Source organism: Urechidicola vernalis (assembly GCF_031846385.1).
Lineage (GTDB): Bacteria > Bacteroidota > Bacteroidia > Flavobacteriales > Flavobacteriaceae > Urechidicola > Urechidicola vernalis.
Window position 1 is genome coordinate 216,117 of sequence record NZ_JAVRHV010000001.1, and the last position, 18,365, is coordinate 234,481.

Here is an 18,365-nt window from a genome sequence, read left to right on the forward strand (position 1 = left end):
GTTTTGTAAACAGGACGTTTACGTTTTCTTTTACGTATACGTAAAAGAGGATTAACAAGGTTTAATAAAAATCAGATTCTGAAATTCTCGAATAATACGACTCTATCCTCGAGATTAGGAGGGGAGATGTAGGGCGTAAAATAAAGATTAGAATTATCGGTTAATTCTAGTTCTTGATAAGTTAGAATGAAAGCAGCTACAAAGAAAACATCTAGTGCTGATACTTTTTGTATCGGAAGTTGTTCGGTTTCTTCGCCATCTACAAAATCTTCTGTATTGATGCAACAGGACTTCTCTTCTTCACTATGGCTTTCAGTTTCTTCCATAGCCATTTGCATGCCACAGCCTTCAAGTTCTTCAAAAATGGCAGTATCTACTAAAATGTCTCCGCAATAATGTTTACTAACCGTAAAGGACATTGTAGAGAGTAATACTACAACAGCCATTAGGGTAGACAATATTTTATGGAAGGTTTGCTTCATTTCGGATACAAAAATACAATTTGAATATAAAATCGAAAAATATCTAAGTTAAATTTGTCTAAAAATTATTTAGGCAAATACTTTTCAGGAATCGGATTCTCTTCAGATTCTTGGGTCCAATAAATATTTAAGATCCACCATCTAGTTCCATCATTTAAGAGTTGAATACTATTAATTCCTCGCATAAATGGTTCGGTATCCGATTTGCTTTTTTTTGCTTCATAAGTGCTAAATACATGTGCTACAGTTCCAAATTGTTGAACTTCTCTACTAATTTCAATTTCATGAAAGCCGTTTTCCACCAGCCATTTTCCAGAGCCATCAATATAATCTTGTGGCGTCATGTATCTGGCTCCAGTTATCCCATCTTTATTTTTTCCAGATGGAATTAGTCGGGCATTTTGGTAGTAAAGGTTATTAAAAGCATCCCAATCTCTAGCTTCTCCTTTTTCGCCAGAAATTACGCCGTATAGGTTAGAAATAAGATTGTCAATTGTAGTATTATCTTGTTTGTTTTCTTGAGCAAAAATAAAAGTGGTACAAATAAAGGTGAATAGTAGTGTAAAACGAATTTTCATAATAAAGTTTTAATTGTTTGTATAAATGTAATGAAAAAAAAAGAGCCTCCAAATTAGGAGGCTCAAGAAACTATATATGCGGTGGGGTTAATGATTTCCGAATATAAATAGTTTGTTTCGTCTTGCAAATATTAATTAATACAAGAATTTGTCTCGATAGAATTAAGATGAACCTTCCTAATTAATTCATGAAACGGAAAAAACTATTATTGAAGCAAATGTTATATGATGGAATAAATGGTTAAACCCATTAGAATTGTTAAAAAAATAAACACAATAAATTTAATATCGGTTGCATAAACCGTTTTGTCTCCTGATTGTTGAATTAATTCAGTATCTTTTTTAAAATCCATTGATATGTTGTTTTTATTTTCCATTGGTCATTTTCGATTTTATTGAGATTTCAAAATTACTTCCAATGATTTGTTTTAAAGACGACATGGCCTGCCCTAGCTTATTAAAAATGAAGCAGTACTTTACTTGGTAAGACTTGTAAAGAGATTATTTATGTATGAAAGACAAATTTCTACTCTTACCGAACTCCAAGAGCATATAATAAACAGACTCCAATGAATCCTGAAAGTCCCATAATTAATGATTGAAGGGTATAGGTTTTATACAAGGTGTTTACTGGAATATTGTGTAATCTATTTAAAAGCCAAAAGAAACTTGAATTCGCATGAAAAACACAGAATGCTCCACAACCAATAAGTGCGCCCATCAGTTCAGGAGAATACGGCATCATATGAGACATTGGACCTAGAATCGAGGCTGCACCAATGAGTGAAACTGTGATTGAACCTGTAGAAGTAGTAAGCACCGCTGCAAGAATAAAAGGGAGTAAAAAACTCAAATAGGGCATACTTACAAAGTAAGTTCCTAAGGAATCTTGTATTCCAGATTCTCTAATAATATATCCAAAAGCACCTCCGGCTCCTGTAATCATTATTACCAATGCCGATTTTACAATTGCAGCATCGACAAGTTTATTTACATTTGATTTTTTATGATTCCATAAATAATTTAGCATTGCAATAAATGCACCGATGAATACGGCAACCATCGGAATACTAACAAAGGCAAATATTTTTCCTAATGCACTTTCATTATTTTCTATAAATGCGCCAATTCCCATTAATAATATGGGAACGAGAATGGGTAGCAGATCCAATAAAATAAGTTGTTTTTTACTTTCATTCTGTACGACTTCTAATTCTTCGTTTAGATTGTTTTTATCAAAGTCAATTGTAAATTTTCTACAATAAGTTTTTGCCCAAAGTACCCCGCCAATTACAGCAAAAACCGCCACAATTGAATTAATCAGAAGCATTCTACCTAAATTCGCTTCTAACAAAGCTGCAACAGCCAATGGACCTGGTGTTGGCGGCATCAAAGTATGTGATACCGTTAAACCAGCGGCCAACGACAACCCGATTACGATTACGGGTGTTTTACTTTTTTTAGATAGGGCTTCTACTATAGGATGAAAGAGAATATATGCCACATCTACAAAAACGGGAATTGAGACAATGTATCCCGTAATTCCCATTGCCCAAGGAATTCTTTTTTGACCTGCCAATTTTAAGATTGCATTAGAAATTCGTTTTGCACCCCCAGTTTCATTTAAGACTTCACCAATAAATGCTCCTAAAATAACAACAATAGCGATCCATTTTAAGGTGCCGCTAAATCCATTCAAAAGAACTTCTATAGTTTTTACGCCATCAAATCCTATAAGTAAACCAAGTCCTACAGATGCTAAAATTAGCGCTATAAATGGATGTAACTTGAATTTTGAGATAGAAATAATTAGTAAAATTAAAACAACAATAATAGAAGAAAGCGTAATGATCATAAACTGAAATGAACTAGTTTTTTAGAAAGTGGAAGGTACATAAATAATTGAAAATTTAGAATGTAGATTAATTTATGTCTCTGATTAAGACTTTAATTTTAACTTAGCTTTGTTAATTTTTGAAAGTGTTCTGGTAGTATTTGAAGGTGCGTTTTTTTTCATTATTAGCATATTTGTTGCAATTAGCATTTAAACAACATAAATGAGATTTAATTTTTTGAATATACCTAGATTGAAACACATTAGAACAGCATTAGCCCTTTTCATTGCAATTCCCTTTTTTGCAATGAGTCAAAAAACTAATATTGAAAATGAATTTTCCTTAAATGGAACTTGGGATATAATTTTTGATGATAATAATGAAGGCATTTCTAAGAAATGGTTTTTAAATGAGAATTTCGAGGAAAATCCAAGCAAAGAACAAATTGCGGTTCCTAGTTGTTGGGAACAAATAAAACAAGATTATGAAGGCGTTGGTATTTACCGAACAAAATTCAAAACTCCTCAAAATTGGAAAAATAAAATAGTGGAACTTCATTTTGAAGCCGTTAATTATAAATCAGAAATTTGGATTAACGATCAAGTGGTTGGATTTCACGAAGGAGGATATACTCCTTTTAGTTTTCGAATTGATAAACTTTTAAATCCAGGAAAAGAAAATGTTTTAATTGTAAGGGTTATAAGCCCAATTATTCTTACCGATAAAAATATTGATGGCTTAGGGAGGCAAGAAGTTCCGATGTGGCGTGGTGCCCTTAATGGAGGAATTTGGCAAGATGTGAGTTTAAAGGCGAAAGGTACAGTTGGTATAAAAGATGTATTTATAGAACCAAATATTTCGAATAATTCAGCAAGGTTTAACATTGAAATTGAAAACGTAAAGGCACAATCTGAAGATACAAAGGTTGTGGTAGAAATAAGTGGCAAAGAGGGTGATATTGTCGGTCGTAAAGAGGGAACTCTAACCGCTCTTCCGGGTAAGAATGTGGTGAATTGGAACTTTAATATTAAAAATGCAATTTACTGGGATGTTGAAAATCCTTATTTATATAAAGCCAAAGTTTATTTGATTAAAGAAAATGAAATATCAGATTCTTGGTCACATAGATTTGGTATGCGAGAATTTACTGTTAAAAACAATCAGTTTTATTTGAATAACAACCCCCTTTATTTAAAGGCAGCGTTTTTTGAAGGTTTATACCCTATAGGCTTGGCATATCCAGACAGTAAGGAAATGGCAATAAAAGAAATAAAACTGGCGAAGGAGGCTGGTTTTAACATGATCAGACCTTGGCGTAAACCTGCACCTAAAATGTGGTTAGATTTATGTGATGAAATGGGAGTATTAACGGTTGGTAGTTTGGCTGTTGAATGTATGCATCGCCCTATTTCTACACCAAGATTACCTTTTGTAGTGGAGAATGAACTACGACAAACAATTTTGAGTAATCGTAATAGAACTTGTATTGTCCAGTGGGAATTATTTAACGAGATAAACAGGCCAATTCTAGCACAAATGCTTAATTCTATGTCTGTTTTGGCAAGAGAGTTAGATCCAACTAGAATGATTTTAGACGAATCTGGTGGATGGGGAGAAGGAGCAAATATTTACCTACCTTTTGAAAGGACTCCAACTAAGTTTAATGATATTCATCATTACAGTGGGTCACAAGTAAATGAAAAGGAATTCAATGGTTATTTGGTAACAGGAAAAACAAAAGAAGAAGCAAAAAAATATGGCCTTCAAAAAGGATTTGGAAAAAATGTAGTTCCTGGTATTATGAGTTATATTTCGGAACTTGGATATGGAAGTACACCGAATTTAACTGAGAATCTAAGAGAATTTAAAAAGAAAGGAAATCCGATTACTGCTGTTTATAGAGATCATTTTGAATTGGATGAAGGCTATAGAAATATTCTAAAAGAAACAGGTTTTGATAAAATTTACCCAGATGTAACTGATTTCTATTTAGAGCAACAGAAGATGCATGGCATTGCTAATAAAAGAATGATTGAGGCTACGCGCTTAAATAATATGGTAGGTGGGTACTGTGTACATGCATTAACTGGAGGTGATTGGGTATTAGGCGCAGGATTGCTAGATTTATGGAGAAACCCTAAAACTTTGGTATACGATTTAACCAAGGAAGCCAATCAGCCTCAAATTGCGCCAATTCGTATTTTACCAAGAAATGTTTATGCCGAACAAGGTGCTTATATAGAGATTCATGGAGTAAGCGAATTGGAGTCTGAGAATGTAACTTTAGGTATTGCTATTAAATCAGAGAAAGGGAAAAGGGTTTTCAAAAACTCGATAACAAAAGATTTTAATACTGGAATTTCTGAATTGTTTTCAACTAAATTAAACACTTCAGACATGGATGGAGCCTATGAGGTTTTTGTTACAATTAAGAACGATAAAGGAGAATTGATCGTTTCAAATAACCAGTCTTTTGATGTGTTTAAGAAAATTAGTGTAAGCGTTGCAAAAGAAAAAGTAGCAATTGTAGATCCAGAAAATTCATTGGCCCCGTTTTTAAAAAACGAAGGGATTGCATTCGAATTTTTTTCCAAAGGTACAGACATAAATACCACCGTTATCGTTGGAAATCTTAAAAAGAAAAACGAAGCACATAAAGAGTTGGTGAATTCGGTAAATAAATTTGTTGAAAAAGGCGGATATGCAATTATGTTAGATGTAATGGGTACTCCAATTGGTGCAAGAGATAGAATATTGGTAAAAAATGGGTTGGAGAATATACCTTTTGATATAAAATTATTACAGCCTTGGGATACCAGAGGAGGGTGGGCCGCTAAATCACATATCACAACTGAACATCCAATTTTTATGGGGTTACCTACAAATCAGATTATGCATGGGGTATATGAAAACATACACCCAAAGAATTCTATGGCGATGCAAGAAGGTAATTACATTGCAGGAATGATTGGGTATGATCACTTTCCAGGTATGGATTTGATGGTCCGTCATTTTAATGGAACAGGTGATGTTTGGTATGCCGCCGATGTTTTAGAAGCACCAATGGGTAAAGGAATGCTCTTGCTTTCTACACTTCAGATCTTAGAATTTTTAGGAAAAGATCCAGTTGCAGATAAGGTATTAATTAACATGATTGATTATGCATCTAAACAATAGTTTAAGTTCTTTACAGCATCCTTTAGGACTTAAAATATTATGTGCGGCGTTATTAATTGTGGGGTGTTTTAGTTCTTTAAATGCTCAAAATTCGGAATTACCATATGGTGTTCAAGGAATTTGGAAATTGCCAAATGCGTCGGAGGAACCGGATTTTAATTGGCAGGCACATTGGATTTGGCTCCCTAAAAACAATGAAGCTACATTAATGTTGGCGAGGAAATCTTTTGAACTTGATGAAGTGCCTCAAAAAGCATTACTTCGATTAACAGCAAGTTATAAGTATGAATTAGTTATAAACAATAAATCAATTAATCAAGGACCAGCTAGAAGTGCACCACATCATCAATCGTTTGATATTTTAGATGTTTCTTCTGTTTTGGTTAAAGGTAAAAATACCATCGCCATAAAAGTTCATTTTCAGAACAGTAAATTTTCGTATCATCAAAAAGGTAGAGCAGGGCTGTTAGCTCAATTAAATATGGCCGCTAAAGTTTTACAAACGGATAATACATGGAAAGTACTTGCTGATCCAACTTGGAATTTTCAAGAAGATTTGATGAGTAGATTTCAAATGGATGTGAATGATCAAGTTGATTTTAGAAAAGATATAGGAAATTGGACCGCAATTGATTTTGACGATAGTTCTTGGAAGCAAGCAGCACCTTTAAAAAGGAATGATGGTTGGCCAGCACCTAAGAAAAGCGATCCTCCTTCGACATTTATTAACCCATGGATTTCTTTAATCCCAAGAGATATTCCTTATTTAATAGAAGATTATGTTGAAGCACCCTCAATAGTAAAACGTCAAAGTTTATCTATGAATGAATTCAATAATTTGATGTCTAATAAAGGACTTAAGATTGAATTAGATAAGCCAACTGAAAGTGTTTTTCCCTTGCGGGTTTCAAGTTCTAATATGCATAACTTCATCTTATATGATTTTGGAACGGTTCAAAACGGAATGCCTAAATTAGAAATTAAAGGAAAGGAAGGAAGTAAAATTCATATTCTTTCAGCCCCTTATATGGTTAATGATGTTTTTTCTCAGCACATTATAGCATCTAAATATCATGACCAAATTAGGCTCTCCGGAAAGCAAGATAAATGGCAAGCTTTATATTTTAAGCCAACCCGATATTTAGCAGTTTTAATTGAAAATAATTCAGAAGTTGAAATTTCCAAAGTTGGAGTGCACACAATAAAATATCCATTTAGTTTAAAAGGTTCTATTCATATACCTGAAGCAACTTGGTTAGAAGATCTTTGGAAAGCTTCTGCTAAAACCATAGATGTTGCAACTACAGATGCATATACAGATAACTATAGAGAGCGCCGACAATATGCGCAAACGGGTTATTATGCAGCACTCGGAAATTATTTCACATTTGGAGATCACTCACTTCAACGTAGATATTTAATCCAAACGGCTCAAGAACAAGAACCTAACGGCTTAATGCCTGCCTATGCACCGCTTGCTAAGGAGGATTATATGGTTATACTCGATTCTAATTGCTTGTGGATTCGTAGTTTATATAATTATTACTTGTATTCTGGTGACGAATTAACGGTTAGGCAATTACTTCCCAACGCCATAGAATTAATGGAATTGCTTCATGGTTTTACAAATGAATATGGAATGATTGATAATCCACCTTATGCTTATTGGTTAGATCATACTTTAAATGATAGAACGGGAGCAAATACAAACCTAAATGGCCATTATTTAGGGGCTCTAAAAGACTTTAAAAAAATATTGGAGTGGTTAGGATACAATGATGAAATGAAGTATCAAAGTAGAGCGGAATTGCTCGCTGCATCTTTACAATCTAATTTATGGAATGAGGAGAAAGGGCTTTTTTCTGATGCTTTTAAAAATGGAGAACAATCGACTCAGTTTAGCGAGCATGCAAATGCTATGATGTTGGCAGAGGATGTAGCAACGGATGTTCAAGCCAAAAGAGTTATAACCCAATTGCTACAAAAAGATAATCATAATTTCATTAAAAGAGCAAATGGTGTGACAATGGTAAGTCCAGCAATGTCATACTTTTTGCATAAAGGGATTGCAAATTATGGATATGAAGCGCAATCTTTAGAAATGCTTTATAATCGTTTTAAACATATGCTTAACCCGAGTACAAATCAAACATTATGGGAAGAATGGTGGTTAGACGGTACTGGTCGTTCTGGAACTTTTGTTGGAGGAAGAACACGGAGTGATGCACAAACGGAAAGTGTATTTCCTCCGGCATTAATAGCGGAATTTGTATTTGGATTGAAGCCAATAGTTCCAGGTATGAAAATCATATCTTTAGAAAAACCGGACACGAGTTTAAAAACCATTGAAGGAGCATTTCCAACACCAAAAGGAAGTTTAACTATTAAATGGAATCTTACAGGTAGCAGCGAACTGGAAATTTCTATACCAAAAAACACAAAAGTTTTATTGGATCTTGAAAGTTTAAACTCTAAGAGAATTAAGACAAACGGAAAATTTATAGCGGAAGAAACTCAATTAATGTTGAATTCTGGGGCTTACAAAATTGAATTCTAAAAAGAATAATTTCAATATTCGAAATCATTTCTAATAAAAAAAAGCTACTTAAAATGAATTAAGCAGCTTTTTTAATAATTGAAATTCTACTATTAATGTAATTCTAAGGCTTCTGCTTTAGATTTATTATCACCCAATATGGCTTCGTAATCTTTAATCATTTCAGCTAATTTCTCTGGATTAGATTTTGCAAGATTCTTTTCTTGTCCTAAATCTGTTTTAAGATTGTATAATTGATAATTTTTATGATTCCCTAACTCTATGTTTACCAATTTGTTTTTAGCGGCACCATCGTAAGGAGGAATCATTGCCCAATCACCTTTTCTAAATGCAGTCCTAGAAGTTGCTTCAATAACCAATGACTCACGCCCTTCGTTACTTTTTCCTAAAAATACATCTAGTAATTCTTTACTATCATCTACGCGTGTTTCACTATCAACAAGTTTTGCAACTGATGACAATAAATCTAATTGACAAACTAAAGCGTCCGAAACAGTAGGCTGTATTTTACCTTTCCAATAAGTTACGAAAGGAACTCTTGTACCTGCTTCAAATAAACTGTATTTACCTCCTCTTAAGCCACCTGCTGGTGTATGGTCTCCTAATTTTTCAACGGCGTTATCATAATATCCATCGTTTAGTACAGGACCATTATCACTAGAGAATACAATTAAAGTGTTTTCTAATAAGCCTTCCGCTTCTAGCGTTTTAATAAATTCACCAATAACCCAATCAGCCTCAACAATAACATCTCCTCTTGGTCCCATTCCTGACGACCCAACAAAACGTGGATGTGGTGTTCTTGGTACATGTGGTTGTTGTAATGCATAGTATAAAAAGAAAGGTTCATCTTTATGTTTCTTAACATAGTCTTGTGCACCTTTTAAAAAATGATCTGCCATATCAACATCACTCCATTTAGCGGCTTCACCACCTTTCATATAACCAATTCTTGGAATACCATTTACAATACTACTGTTATGACCATGATGCCATTTCATTGAAAGTAATTCTGGATTTTTCTTTCCAGTCGGTTGTCCTTCAAAATTTTTCTTGTAATTAATTTCAATAGGGTCGTTAGGATCTAATCCTACAACATCTCCGTCCTCAATATACACTGTAGGAACCCTATCTTGAGTTGCTGCCATAATATAAGAATAATCGAACCCAACCTCATTCGGGCCAGGAGTAACAGTTTCATTCCAATTTACATTACCTGTTCCTAATCCTAAATGCCATTTTCCAACGATTCCTGTATGGTATCCTTTTTCTTTTAACATTTTTGGAACCGTCATTTGTTCCGTATCTATAATTAATGGTGCAGTTCCAGGTAATATTTTTGCTCTTTTGTTTTTCCAAGGATAAACACCTGTTAATAAGGCATATCTACTTGGAGTACATGTAGCAGAACTTGCATAACCATTGGTAAATCTAACACCGCCATTTGCTAAATCATCAATATTGGGGGTTTTTATTTCTGTAGCGCCATTGGCTCCTATATCTCCATAACCAAGGTCGTCAGTATAAATAAAAACGATATTTGGTTTATTATTTGTTTTTTGTGTTGTCTCCTTTTTATCACTTTTGTTTTGGCAAGAGAATAAAGTTGCACTTGCAAACAAAATAGCGAATAAGGAAGATGATTTAATTTTTCGCATTGATACTATAGTGTTATGTGTTTTGTAAAAGTGGCTAATATAATAAACTTACCAAGTAATAGCATCTTAATTAATTACCCGAATTAGAGTAGAAATTAACTCCAAGAACATTATTGTTATGATATTTGGAGTCTCGGCAGAAAAGTGAACACCCAATACTGGCCTATAAAATGTAAAAAAGTAAAGTTTAAAACGAAGTGTTAGAGTATTTATAAAATGGATCGAGCCATGTATAATTTGTGCTATTGTTCGTTGTATTTGTGCAACTATCTCGTCGTTTTTCTATTATTTTTGAAGAATTAACATCTCCTGTAAGAAAATCAATAATAAATGAGGATATTTAAATTTCAGTGCTTTTTATTTATAAGTATAAGTTTTATAATTTCTAATTCTGTCAATGCACAATCAGATAAAAAACCAAATGTGATTTTTATTATGTGCGATGATTTGAATGATTATTTAGGCTCTTTTGGAGGACATCCTCAAGCCATTACTCCTAACTTAGATAAATTGGCAAAATCTAGTATCCAATTTGTAAATGCACAAACGAATATTCCTGTGTGTCAACCTTCAAGAAATAGCCTTTTTACTGGAGTTTATGCACATGATTCTAAAGATTTTGGATGGACACCTTTGCATAATCAACCAGTTTTAAAGAACAATAAAACGATGATGCAGTTGTTTCAAGAAAATGGTTATAAAACTTTGGGTTCAGGGAAACTAACTCATGGAAAACCTCCAGAGGAATGGGATGAATGGGGAGCAAACTATAAGCACAATTATGGTCCTGTTTATAATGATGGAGAAAATAATGTTGCACACCCGAAAGTTCCGGCACCTTATAATTCTATTGGTTCTGTGGATGGTTCGTATGGAAGGCTTTCTACAGCAGGTGTATCAACAGGAGAAAGAGGAAAACCTGGTTGGGTTAACGGATGGGATAAAAAACCATTTAGATATATAAATGAAAATGACAGGGATTTATTGCAAGATGAAAAGCATGCAAAATGGGCTATTGAGAAGTTAGAAAAATTAGAAAAGACTAATCAACCTTTTTTTATGGGACTTGGTTTTGTGAGACCTCATACGCCTTTGCACGCTCCAGATAAGTATTTTGATTTGTATCCGATTGAAGAATTGGAATTGAGCCCTTGGATGCAAAATGATATAGATGATTTACATTGGTTAGAGAATTTTAATAAAAAAAATAAGGGGCCAAAACTCTATAGAACGCTTTTAGAATCATACAACGGTGATAGAGAATTAGCATTAAAACATTTTTTACAGGCCTATTTAGCTTGTGTAACCTTTGTAGATGAGCAAATAGGTAAGGTTATAAATGCTCTTGAGCAAAGTCCGTTAAGTAAAAATACAATTGTTGTTTTTACAAGTGATCATGGATGGCAAATGGGAGAAAAAGAGTACCTGTTTAAGAATTCACCTTGGGAAGAAAGTACTCGAATTCCGCTTTTAATTAAAAGGGGTAACTCTCCTGTTATTGGTAAAGTAACTCAACCCGTATCTTTAATAGATATTTACCCAACATTAATAGAATTGTGTAATTTAAAAGGATCTAATAAGAAAAACGATTTAGGAGGAGAACTTGGAGGCTATAGTTTAAAACCATTTTTAAAAAATACAAACTCTAAAGATTGGAAGGGACCGAACGGCGCACTGACTATGGTAGGGAATTATGGCAATAATAAATCATTGAATGAGCAGAATTTCTCTTATAGAACTGCCGATTATAGATATATTCGATATTCAAATGGTAAAGAAGAATTGTATGACCATAAAAATGATACTTTTGAATGGAATAATTTGGCCTCAGATAAAACATATGTAAAAATAAAGAAGCGTTTAAAACGTGAAATGGAGTATATTCTTAATTTTAGCCTTGATTAATTAAGAATTAAGTTTGTTTAATTTTAAAAACCTTTTACAGTATTGAAAAATCGATTAACTTTTTTGATTATTAATTTGTTATTAATTGTGTCATTTCATTCCCTGGCGCAAGGAAAATACGAATTTAAGAATATAGAGTTACCATCAAAATTTGAGAATACAAGAGCAAATGCTATTCTTGAAGATTCAAAAGGTTTTATGTGGTTTGGATTTGATGGAGGCCTAATTTTATTTAATGGATATAAAGGAGTAGAAATCTTCTATGTTAAGAGTGATATAGAATCGAGATCATTTGGAAGTATTTCTTCTTTAATTGAAGATTCTGAAGGAAAGATATGGATAGGAACATCAAATGGACAATATATATATAACCCTAAAAGTGAAAAAAGCATTTATGTAGAAGATGACTTTATAAATGGGGCTAGTGTAAGAAGCTTGAATAAAACTAAAAACGATGAAATTATAATTGGTTCCGTAACGGGACTTTTGATTTATTCCATTGATGGTGTTTTTAAAGAATTATATAGGCATCAGCCATCAATGTCAGAAAGTTTAAGTAATAAAGTTATTAGAACCTCCTATGAAGATAGCGATGGAAATATTTGGGTTGGTACCTATGATCAATTAAACCTAATAGATCGTGGAAAAAAGAAAATTGATCATTTTAAATTGCAAAGTAGAGATGTTTTATTAAATTCTAATAACCTTATTTTAAGTATACAACCTATAGATTCTACTAACGATAGTATTCTTGCTATTGGTACGGAAACAGGATTGTGTTTGTTTAATAGATATTCTAAAGATTTTAAGCAATTCAATCATTCTGACACTCAGAATTCAATTAGTAACAATGTTGTTAAAACTGTGCAGCCTGTAGGCAATCAATTGTGGTTAGGAACCGATTTAGGATTGAACATATTTGATGTAGAGGAGAATAAATTTACTAATTTATTTTATAATTATAATGATTCAAATTCTATTAGTAATAATGTTATCAATAATATTTATCTAGATAGCAATAGAAATTTATGGGTTGCAACAGATGCTGGAGTTGATTTAATTTATTTGAAATCAGAGGCCATTTTAATCAACCAATTCAATAATACTACTACTCCATTTAGAGATGGTATAATTATTAATGGTTTTTCAGAAAGCGAAAATGGAGATATTTGGTTCGCAAGCCAACAAGGCGCGTTTCAATATAGTTTTGCAAAAAATAATTTTAAGCAATTTTTACCACCAAAAATTTTACATAATAAGGTACAAGACGTTCTTATTGGGAAAAATGGAAAAACTTGGATTGCAACTTCTGGAGGCCTAAATATTTATGATGGTAAAACTGGAAAAATTACGAATCATGTATCTAAATCTACAGGAGAAAATGTGTTGAAGTCCAATTATCTAACATGTTTAGCAATGGATTCAAAAGGTTCTGTTTGGTTGGGGACAGCAAATAATGGAGTGTTTAAAGTTATTGAAAATGAAAATGGAGAATTAGATTTTATAAATTTCGACTATAACTCAGCGAACGTAAATTCATTATCATCCACCACTATTTTAGATATTGTAATTGATAAAAATGATAATATTTGGGTAGGAACAAGTTCTGGACTTAACTGTATTTATGCGCATAACGGAGTCGTTGACAGATTTGAAGAAGGGGGGCTAGAGGAGTTGTCTTCAAGCGTTAACCAATTATTTTTCGATGCTCAAAATAACCTTTGGGCAGCTACCTATAATGGATTGATTCATTGGAATAGTTTTAATAAGAGTTTTTCTAGAGTAGAAGAATCTTTGACTAATTTTTCGAGTGCCGCAGTAATTGGGTCCATGGTATATTTTATTGCACAAAATAAATTCTACATTTATGATTCCGCTTCTGAAAAATTGATGGCTGTTCCAAATCACTTGTTGGGCATAGATAATCCAAAGCAAATAGAGTTAATGGCAAATAAAAATTTGCTTGTGACAGGTAAAACGGGATTTACAACATTTAATTCAAATGATTTAAATGTTGTGCCAGACAGTACAACTGTTCGATGGACAAATTTAAAAATTGGTAATGAGGTAGTGAAGCCTTATAAAGAAATAGATTCAAGGTTTATTAGTACAAATTCAATAGATGATACAGAATCAATCTCATTGAATTATGATGAAAATTCGTTCCAATTAGAATTTTCTTCATTGTTTTATAGTGCACAATCTACTGTAGAATATCAATATATTTTAGAGAATTATGATTATGAATGGAAAACTCTAAATGACGGTCAATACGGAGTTTCATATACACAAGTAAGGCCAGGTAATTACACCTTAAAAGTAAAGGCTAGTAATAATCAAGGGAAATTTAATAGTGTTCCAAAAGAATTGAATATTAAAATTAAGCCACCATTTTATCTATCTATCGGGGCGTCATTCTTTTACTTGATCACTTTTATTGCACTTATTTTAATCTATAGAAGAACCTTATTAAAAAGAGAGCGCTATAGAAATGAACTTAAACTTGAAAAGTTAGAGTATCAGAAAAGTGAAGAATTAATTTCCTTAAAAACACGTTTTTTTACAAATATTACACACGAATTAAAAACACCATTAACATTAATTAGTAGTCCAATAGACGACTTGTTAACAAAAGATTTAGACAGCAATACTCTACAAAGATTGGGCTTGGTAAAAAAGAATACCGATAGATTAAAGAAGTTAGTAAATCAAATTTTAGATATTAGAAAGATTGAAGCTGGAGGCGAACAATTACTTATTCAAAAATACGATATAACTAAATTTTGTAATCAAATTGTAAATCAATTCAAGGTAGAAGCAACAAAAAGGGAGATTTTATTAGAATTTAATAAAGAGTCTGAATCTATTATAATTTGGTTTGATTCAGAGAAAGTTGAAAAGATGTTGTTTAATTTACTTTCAAATGCATTTAAATTTACTCAGAACAAAGGAACAATTAGGGTACATGTGAAAATAGACGATGCTGAAAAATTTGTTTTAGTAACGGTTTCAGATAATGGTAAAGGAATTAGTAAAGAAGCCCAAGAAACTATATTTGACAGGTTTAACAGTCTTTCCGCTTCAAATTATTCCAATCAAAAAGGAACAGGTATTGGATTATCTTTAGTGTATGAATACGCTGCTTTACACAACGGCTTAGTAGAATTTGAAAGTGTAGAGAATGTTGGCAGTAAATTTACTTTTTCAATACCATTAAATAAAGAGGCTTTTGAATTATATGATATTGTACAGGAAGAAGACTTGTTGGATAATAAAATTCAGCAAACGGATTCTGTTGATAATATTGAAGTTGAGATTGAATCTATAGAAGCTAAAAATAAAACTGGAAAGTTAAAAGTGTTGATAGTTGAAGATGATGAGGACATGCGCGAATTTTTAAATCTAGGATTAAATGAAAAATACGATGTTTTAACGGCCGAAGATGGAAAGTACGGATTTCAAAGTTCTATTAAGCATTTACCAGATATTATAGTATCAGATTTAATGATGCCAAACGTAGATGGACTTCGGTTTTGTAAAAAGTTGAGAGAAGATATTAGAACAAGCCACATTCCTTTTATTTTACTTACGGCAAAAGGAGGAGTAGATTCGAAGATTGAAGGAATTGAAGTAGGGGTGGATGATTATATTCAAAAACCGTTTAATCTAGATCATTTATTGGCTAAAATGAAAAGTTTAATAAAGCAGCGGAGTGATTTAAAGAAAATGTTTGCCAACCAGCAGAAATTTGAACCTTCTGAGGTTACTGTAAATTCATTGGATGAAAAGTTTCTAGATGAATTATTGCTTACTATTGAAAAGGAAATTGATAATTCGGCTTTAACAGTAAAACTCTTAAGTGAAATAATGGGTGTAAGTTCAACAAACTTATATCGTAAAATAAAGGCCCTTACAGGGCAAACTGCTACGGAATTTATTAGAAATATACGTTTAAAGAGAGCGGGCCAATTGCTTAAAAATAAAAACTTAAATGTTTCTGAAGTAATGTATATGGTTGGCTTTACACATCCATCTTACTTTACAAAATGTTTCAAAGAGATGTATGGTGTGTCTCCAAAAGCCTTTAGCAAATAATTAAAACACGTTAATTATCTAGAAAATTTATAAGGCGCTTCAATTGAAGCGCCTTTTAACTACTTCGATAATATTAAAAACAGCGGCCTTTCTGTTTATCCTTAAATATAGTTTCAGGTTGAATTTAATTTTTCACGCAAAAATTGAATTAGCACAAATAAAATGAATTTTAACACAAATCAAGCAATTAGTATTTGTGCTAGTATGAATCAAATCTGTACTACTTAAAAGGATTTGTTCACTCTTAATTTTGGATAATCACATTGCAAACTTATTTATGAAAATTAAAAGAGTCATTAAGGAATATTGGATAGAAGCACTTATAGTAGTAATACTTGCAGTTAGCTATATCCTGTTAAACTTTGAATTAATTAAAGTGTACTCTTAAAATTTTATGAATAGTTATAAGGTGTGAATAGAACCTATTTATAGGTCTATTTTATTGAAAATAGAATAGTACCTAATGACAAGATTAACTGAAACTAAACAATAATTAATTACTATACTTATGAGATTAAAAACTATTTTTAAGTTACTGTTCTTGTCAGTTTTTGTGTTGCTAATAGCACAGAGCTGTACAGAGGACAATTCTTTTGGGGAAGACCTTGAGGTAGCAATGCTGCCTTCAGATATTTCCTACCCAGACATTTTAGACATAAGAGAGTTCAGCCATATTGAAAGCGCGGCTCCTTTTATGAATACAAATGGTAAGCCAGTTACTTTTGAATTGGCTAGCATTAAAAAAGACGATCAATTCTTAGATGATTCTTATTTAAATGCGGTTACCGTTTTGAATTACTCTGAAAAAGAATCAGAGATTGAAGATCCTAACGACCCTGATAATTCTTGGATCGTTATTACGAATGATTTATCACAAATGGGTAAGGTGGTAATTGAGGAAGGCAATCCTTTTGCCAATGGTGAATATTTATTCTCATTTAATATTTCAGCAGAAATTAACGGAACTATGGAATCTCGTATGTATGAAGATGCATTAAGATTGGTTGTAGGTCCTGCTTTAACTGAAGGTATTAGTTATTGCCCATTTAAAATGAATTTTGTGAGCGGTGAATCAACGAAGTCAAATCCAGTTGAAAAATTTGGAGGAAATGATGATGTTCGTTATGAATTAGCAACAGAGGCCGATAAATTAAATATAGACCCAGTTACTGGTGAAATTTCTTTGAATCCTTCGTATTCAATTTCGGCTGAGGAAACCATTATGCCAATAATTAATGTAATTAGTAATATTAGTGAAGAAGTAGTAAGTTTTGAAGAGACTTTTACAGCAGTATTGTCAACAACTCCAATAGTATTAGATAAAGAAAAAGATTTCTTCTTCTTTCCAACGTTAAAACCAACTGCTAGACAAAATGTGCAGCTTGGAGGAGATGGATATTCGAATATGGTTGTTGAATTTCATAAACCTGACGATGATTGGTATAATGAGTTTGCTTATTGGAGAGGTGATAAAAATAATAAAGCAATACCACCTCCACCAACACAAGATGCCGTTGATGCAAGAGCAGAAGCTGGTGTTTCTGGAACAAATTCATTGGAATTGCCATTTTGGGGAATCAATGCACCTTCTGATTCATATTTAGTAATGGATGCAGTAAACCTAGCTTTGTATGAAGGTTGCTTTACTTCTAAAATGGTGTATTGGACCAAATTAAATTACAACACAAAGAAAATGGGTTACGAGGCTGATGGTAGTGCACCAATAGATTTTGAGGTTTTGATTTCTACGAATTATACAGGTGATCCAACTACTACAACGTGGACACAAGTAAATGACATTCTAGAATGTGAAATAAATGATAACGGAACCATTTTTACAGGTACGCCGTATCCGGGTGATCAAACGGGTGCAGATCCAGATGGACTTAAAGACCCTGCAAAAAATGCGAATAAATTATGGGTTAGAGGAGAATTAGATTTAGAGGATTATAAAACAGAAACGTCATTTACAGTTGCGTTTAGACTTAAAACGTATTTCGATACAACACCAAATAAACCTCTAGTTGGAACCGCAGAATTATCAAATGTACACTTTGTAGCCTCAGAAAAATAAACGA

Annotated in this window: 10 protein-coding genes; 5 read left to right on the top strand and 5 right to left on the bottom strand. The window is 32.6% G+C overall.

The genetic code is table 11. The annotated features are described in order from the left end of the window. Positions 1-71 precede the first annotated feature (71 nt). The 4 genes from RM519_RS01080 to RM519_RS01095 form a co-directional block, all read right to left on the bottom strand. A complete protein-coding gene (locus tag RM519_RS01080) occupies positions 72-482 on the bottom strand; it encodes an HYC_CC_PP family protein (RefSeq protein WP_432280171.1) in 411 nt (136 codons plus the stop codon). Positions 483-547: 65 nt separating this feature from the next. Continuing rightward, complete coding sequence (locus tag RM519_RS01085) at positions 548-1,060, bottom strand: hypothetical protein (RefSeq protein WP_311591631.1); 513 nt, start codon at positions 1,058-1,060, stop codon at positions 548-550. Positions 1,061-1,281: 221 nt separating this feature from the next. After that, positions 1,282-1,437: a hypothetical protein gene (locus tag RM519_RS01090; protein WP_311591632.1), complete on the bottom strand. Its 156-nt coding sequence runs from the start codon at positions 1,435-1,437 to the stop codon at positions 1,282-1,284. A gap of 155 nt (positions 1,438-1,592) precedes the next feature. Further along, positions 1,593-2,915, bottom strand: a complete 1,323-nt coding sequence (locus RM519_RS01095) for a GntP family permease (protein ID WP_311591634.1) — start codon at positions 2,913-2,915, stop codon at positions 1,593-1,595. A gap of 202 nt (positions 2,916-3,117) precedes the next feature. On the opposite strand from RM519_RS01095, the gene RM519_RS01100 reads away from it, so the two are divergent. Continuing rightward, the gene (locus tag RM519_RS01100; RefSeq protein WP_311591635.1) at positions 3,118-6,072 is read left to right on the top strand and encodes a glycoside hydrolase family 2 protein; all 2,955 of its coding nucleotides are present in this window, start codon (positions 3,118-3,120) and stop codon (positions 6,070-6,072) included. Beyond that, positions 6,056-8,629: an alpha-L-rhamnosidase-related protein gene (locus tag RM519_RS01105; RefSeq protein ID WP_311591636.1), complete on the top strand. Its 2,574-nt coding sequence runs from the start codon at positions 6,056-6,058 to the stop codon at positions 8,627-8,629. The genes RM519_RS01100 and RM519_RS01105 overlap by 17 nt, the downstream gene beginning before the upstream one ends. Before the next feature lie 92 nt (positions 8,630-8,721). On the opposite strand, the gene RM519_RS01110 is transcribed toward RM519_RS01105, so the two are convergent. Continuing rightward, positions 8,722-10,287, bottom strand: coding sequence for a sulfatase family protein (locus RM519_RS01110; RefSeq protein WP_311591637.1), 1,566 nt, complete (start codon positions 10,285-10,287; stop codon positions 8,722-8,724). A gap of 330 nt (positions 10,288-10,617) precedes the next feature. On the opposite strand from RM519_RS01110, the gene RM519_RS01115 reads away from it, so the two are divergent. The 3 genes from RM519_RS01115 (at position 10,618) to RM519_RS01125 (ending at position 18,361) form a co-directional block, all read left to right on the top strand. After that, positions 10,618-12,192 carry a sulfatase gene (locus tag RM519_RS01115; protein ID WP_311591638.1) on the top strand — a complete coding sequence of 525 codons (1,575 nt, stop codon included), beginning with the start codon at positions 10,618-10,620 and terminating at the stop codon, positions 12,190-12,192. 87 nt (positions 12,193-12,279) lie between these two features. Further along, positions 12,280-16,287 (top strand): hybrid sensor histidine kinase/response regulator transcription factor, encoded by a 4,008-nt coding sequence (locus RM519_RS01120; RefSeq protein WP_311591639.1) that lies wholly within the window; start codon positions 12,280-12,282, stop codon positions 16,285-16,287. Positions 16,288-16,795: 508 nt separating this feature from the next. Beyond that, the gene (locus RM519_RS01125) at positions 16,796-18,361 is read left to right on the top strand and encodes a hypothetical protein (protein ID WP_311591641.1); all 1,566 of its coding nucleotides are present in this window, start codon (positions 16,796-16,798) and stop codon (positions 18,359-18,361) included. The last annotated feature ends 4 nt before the right edge of the window (positions 18,362-18,365 follow it).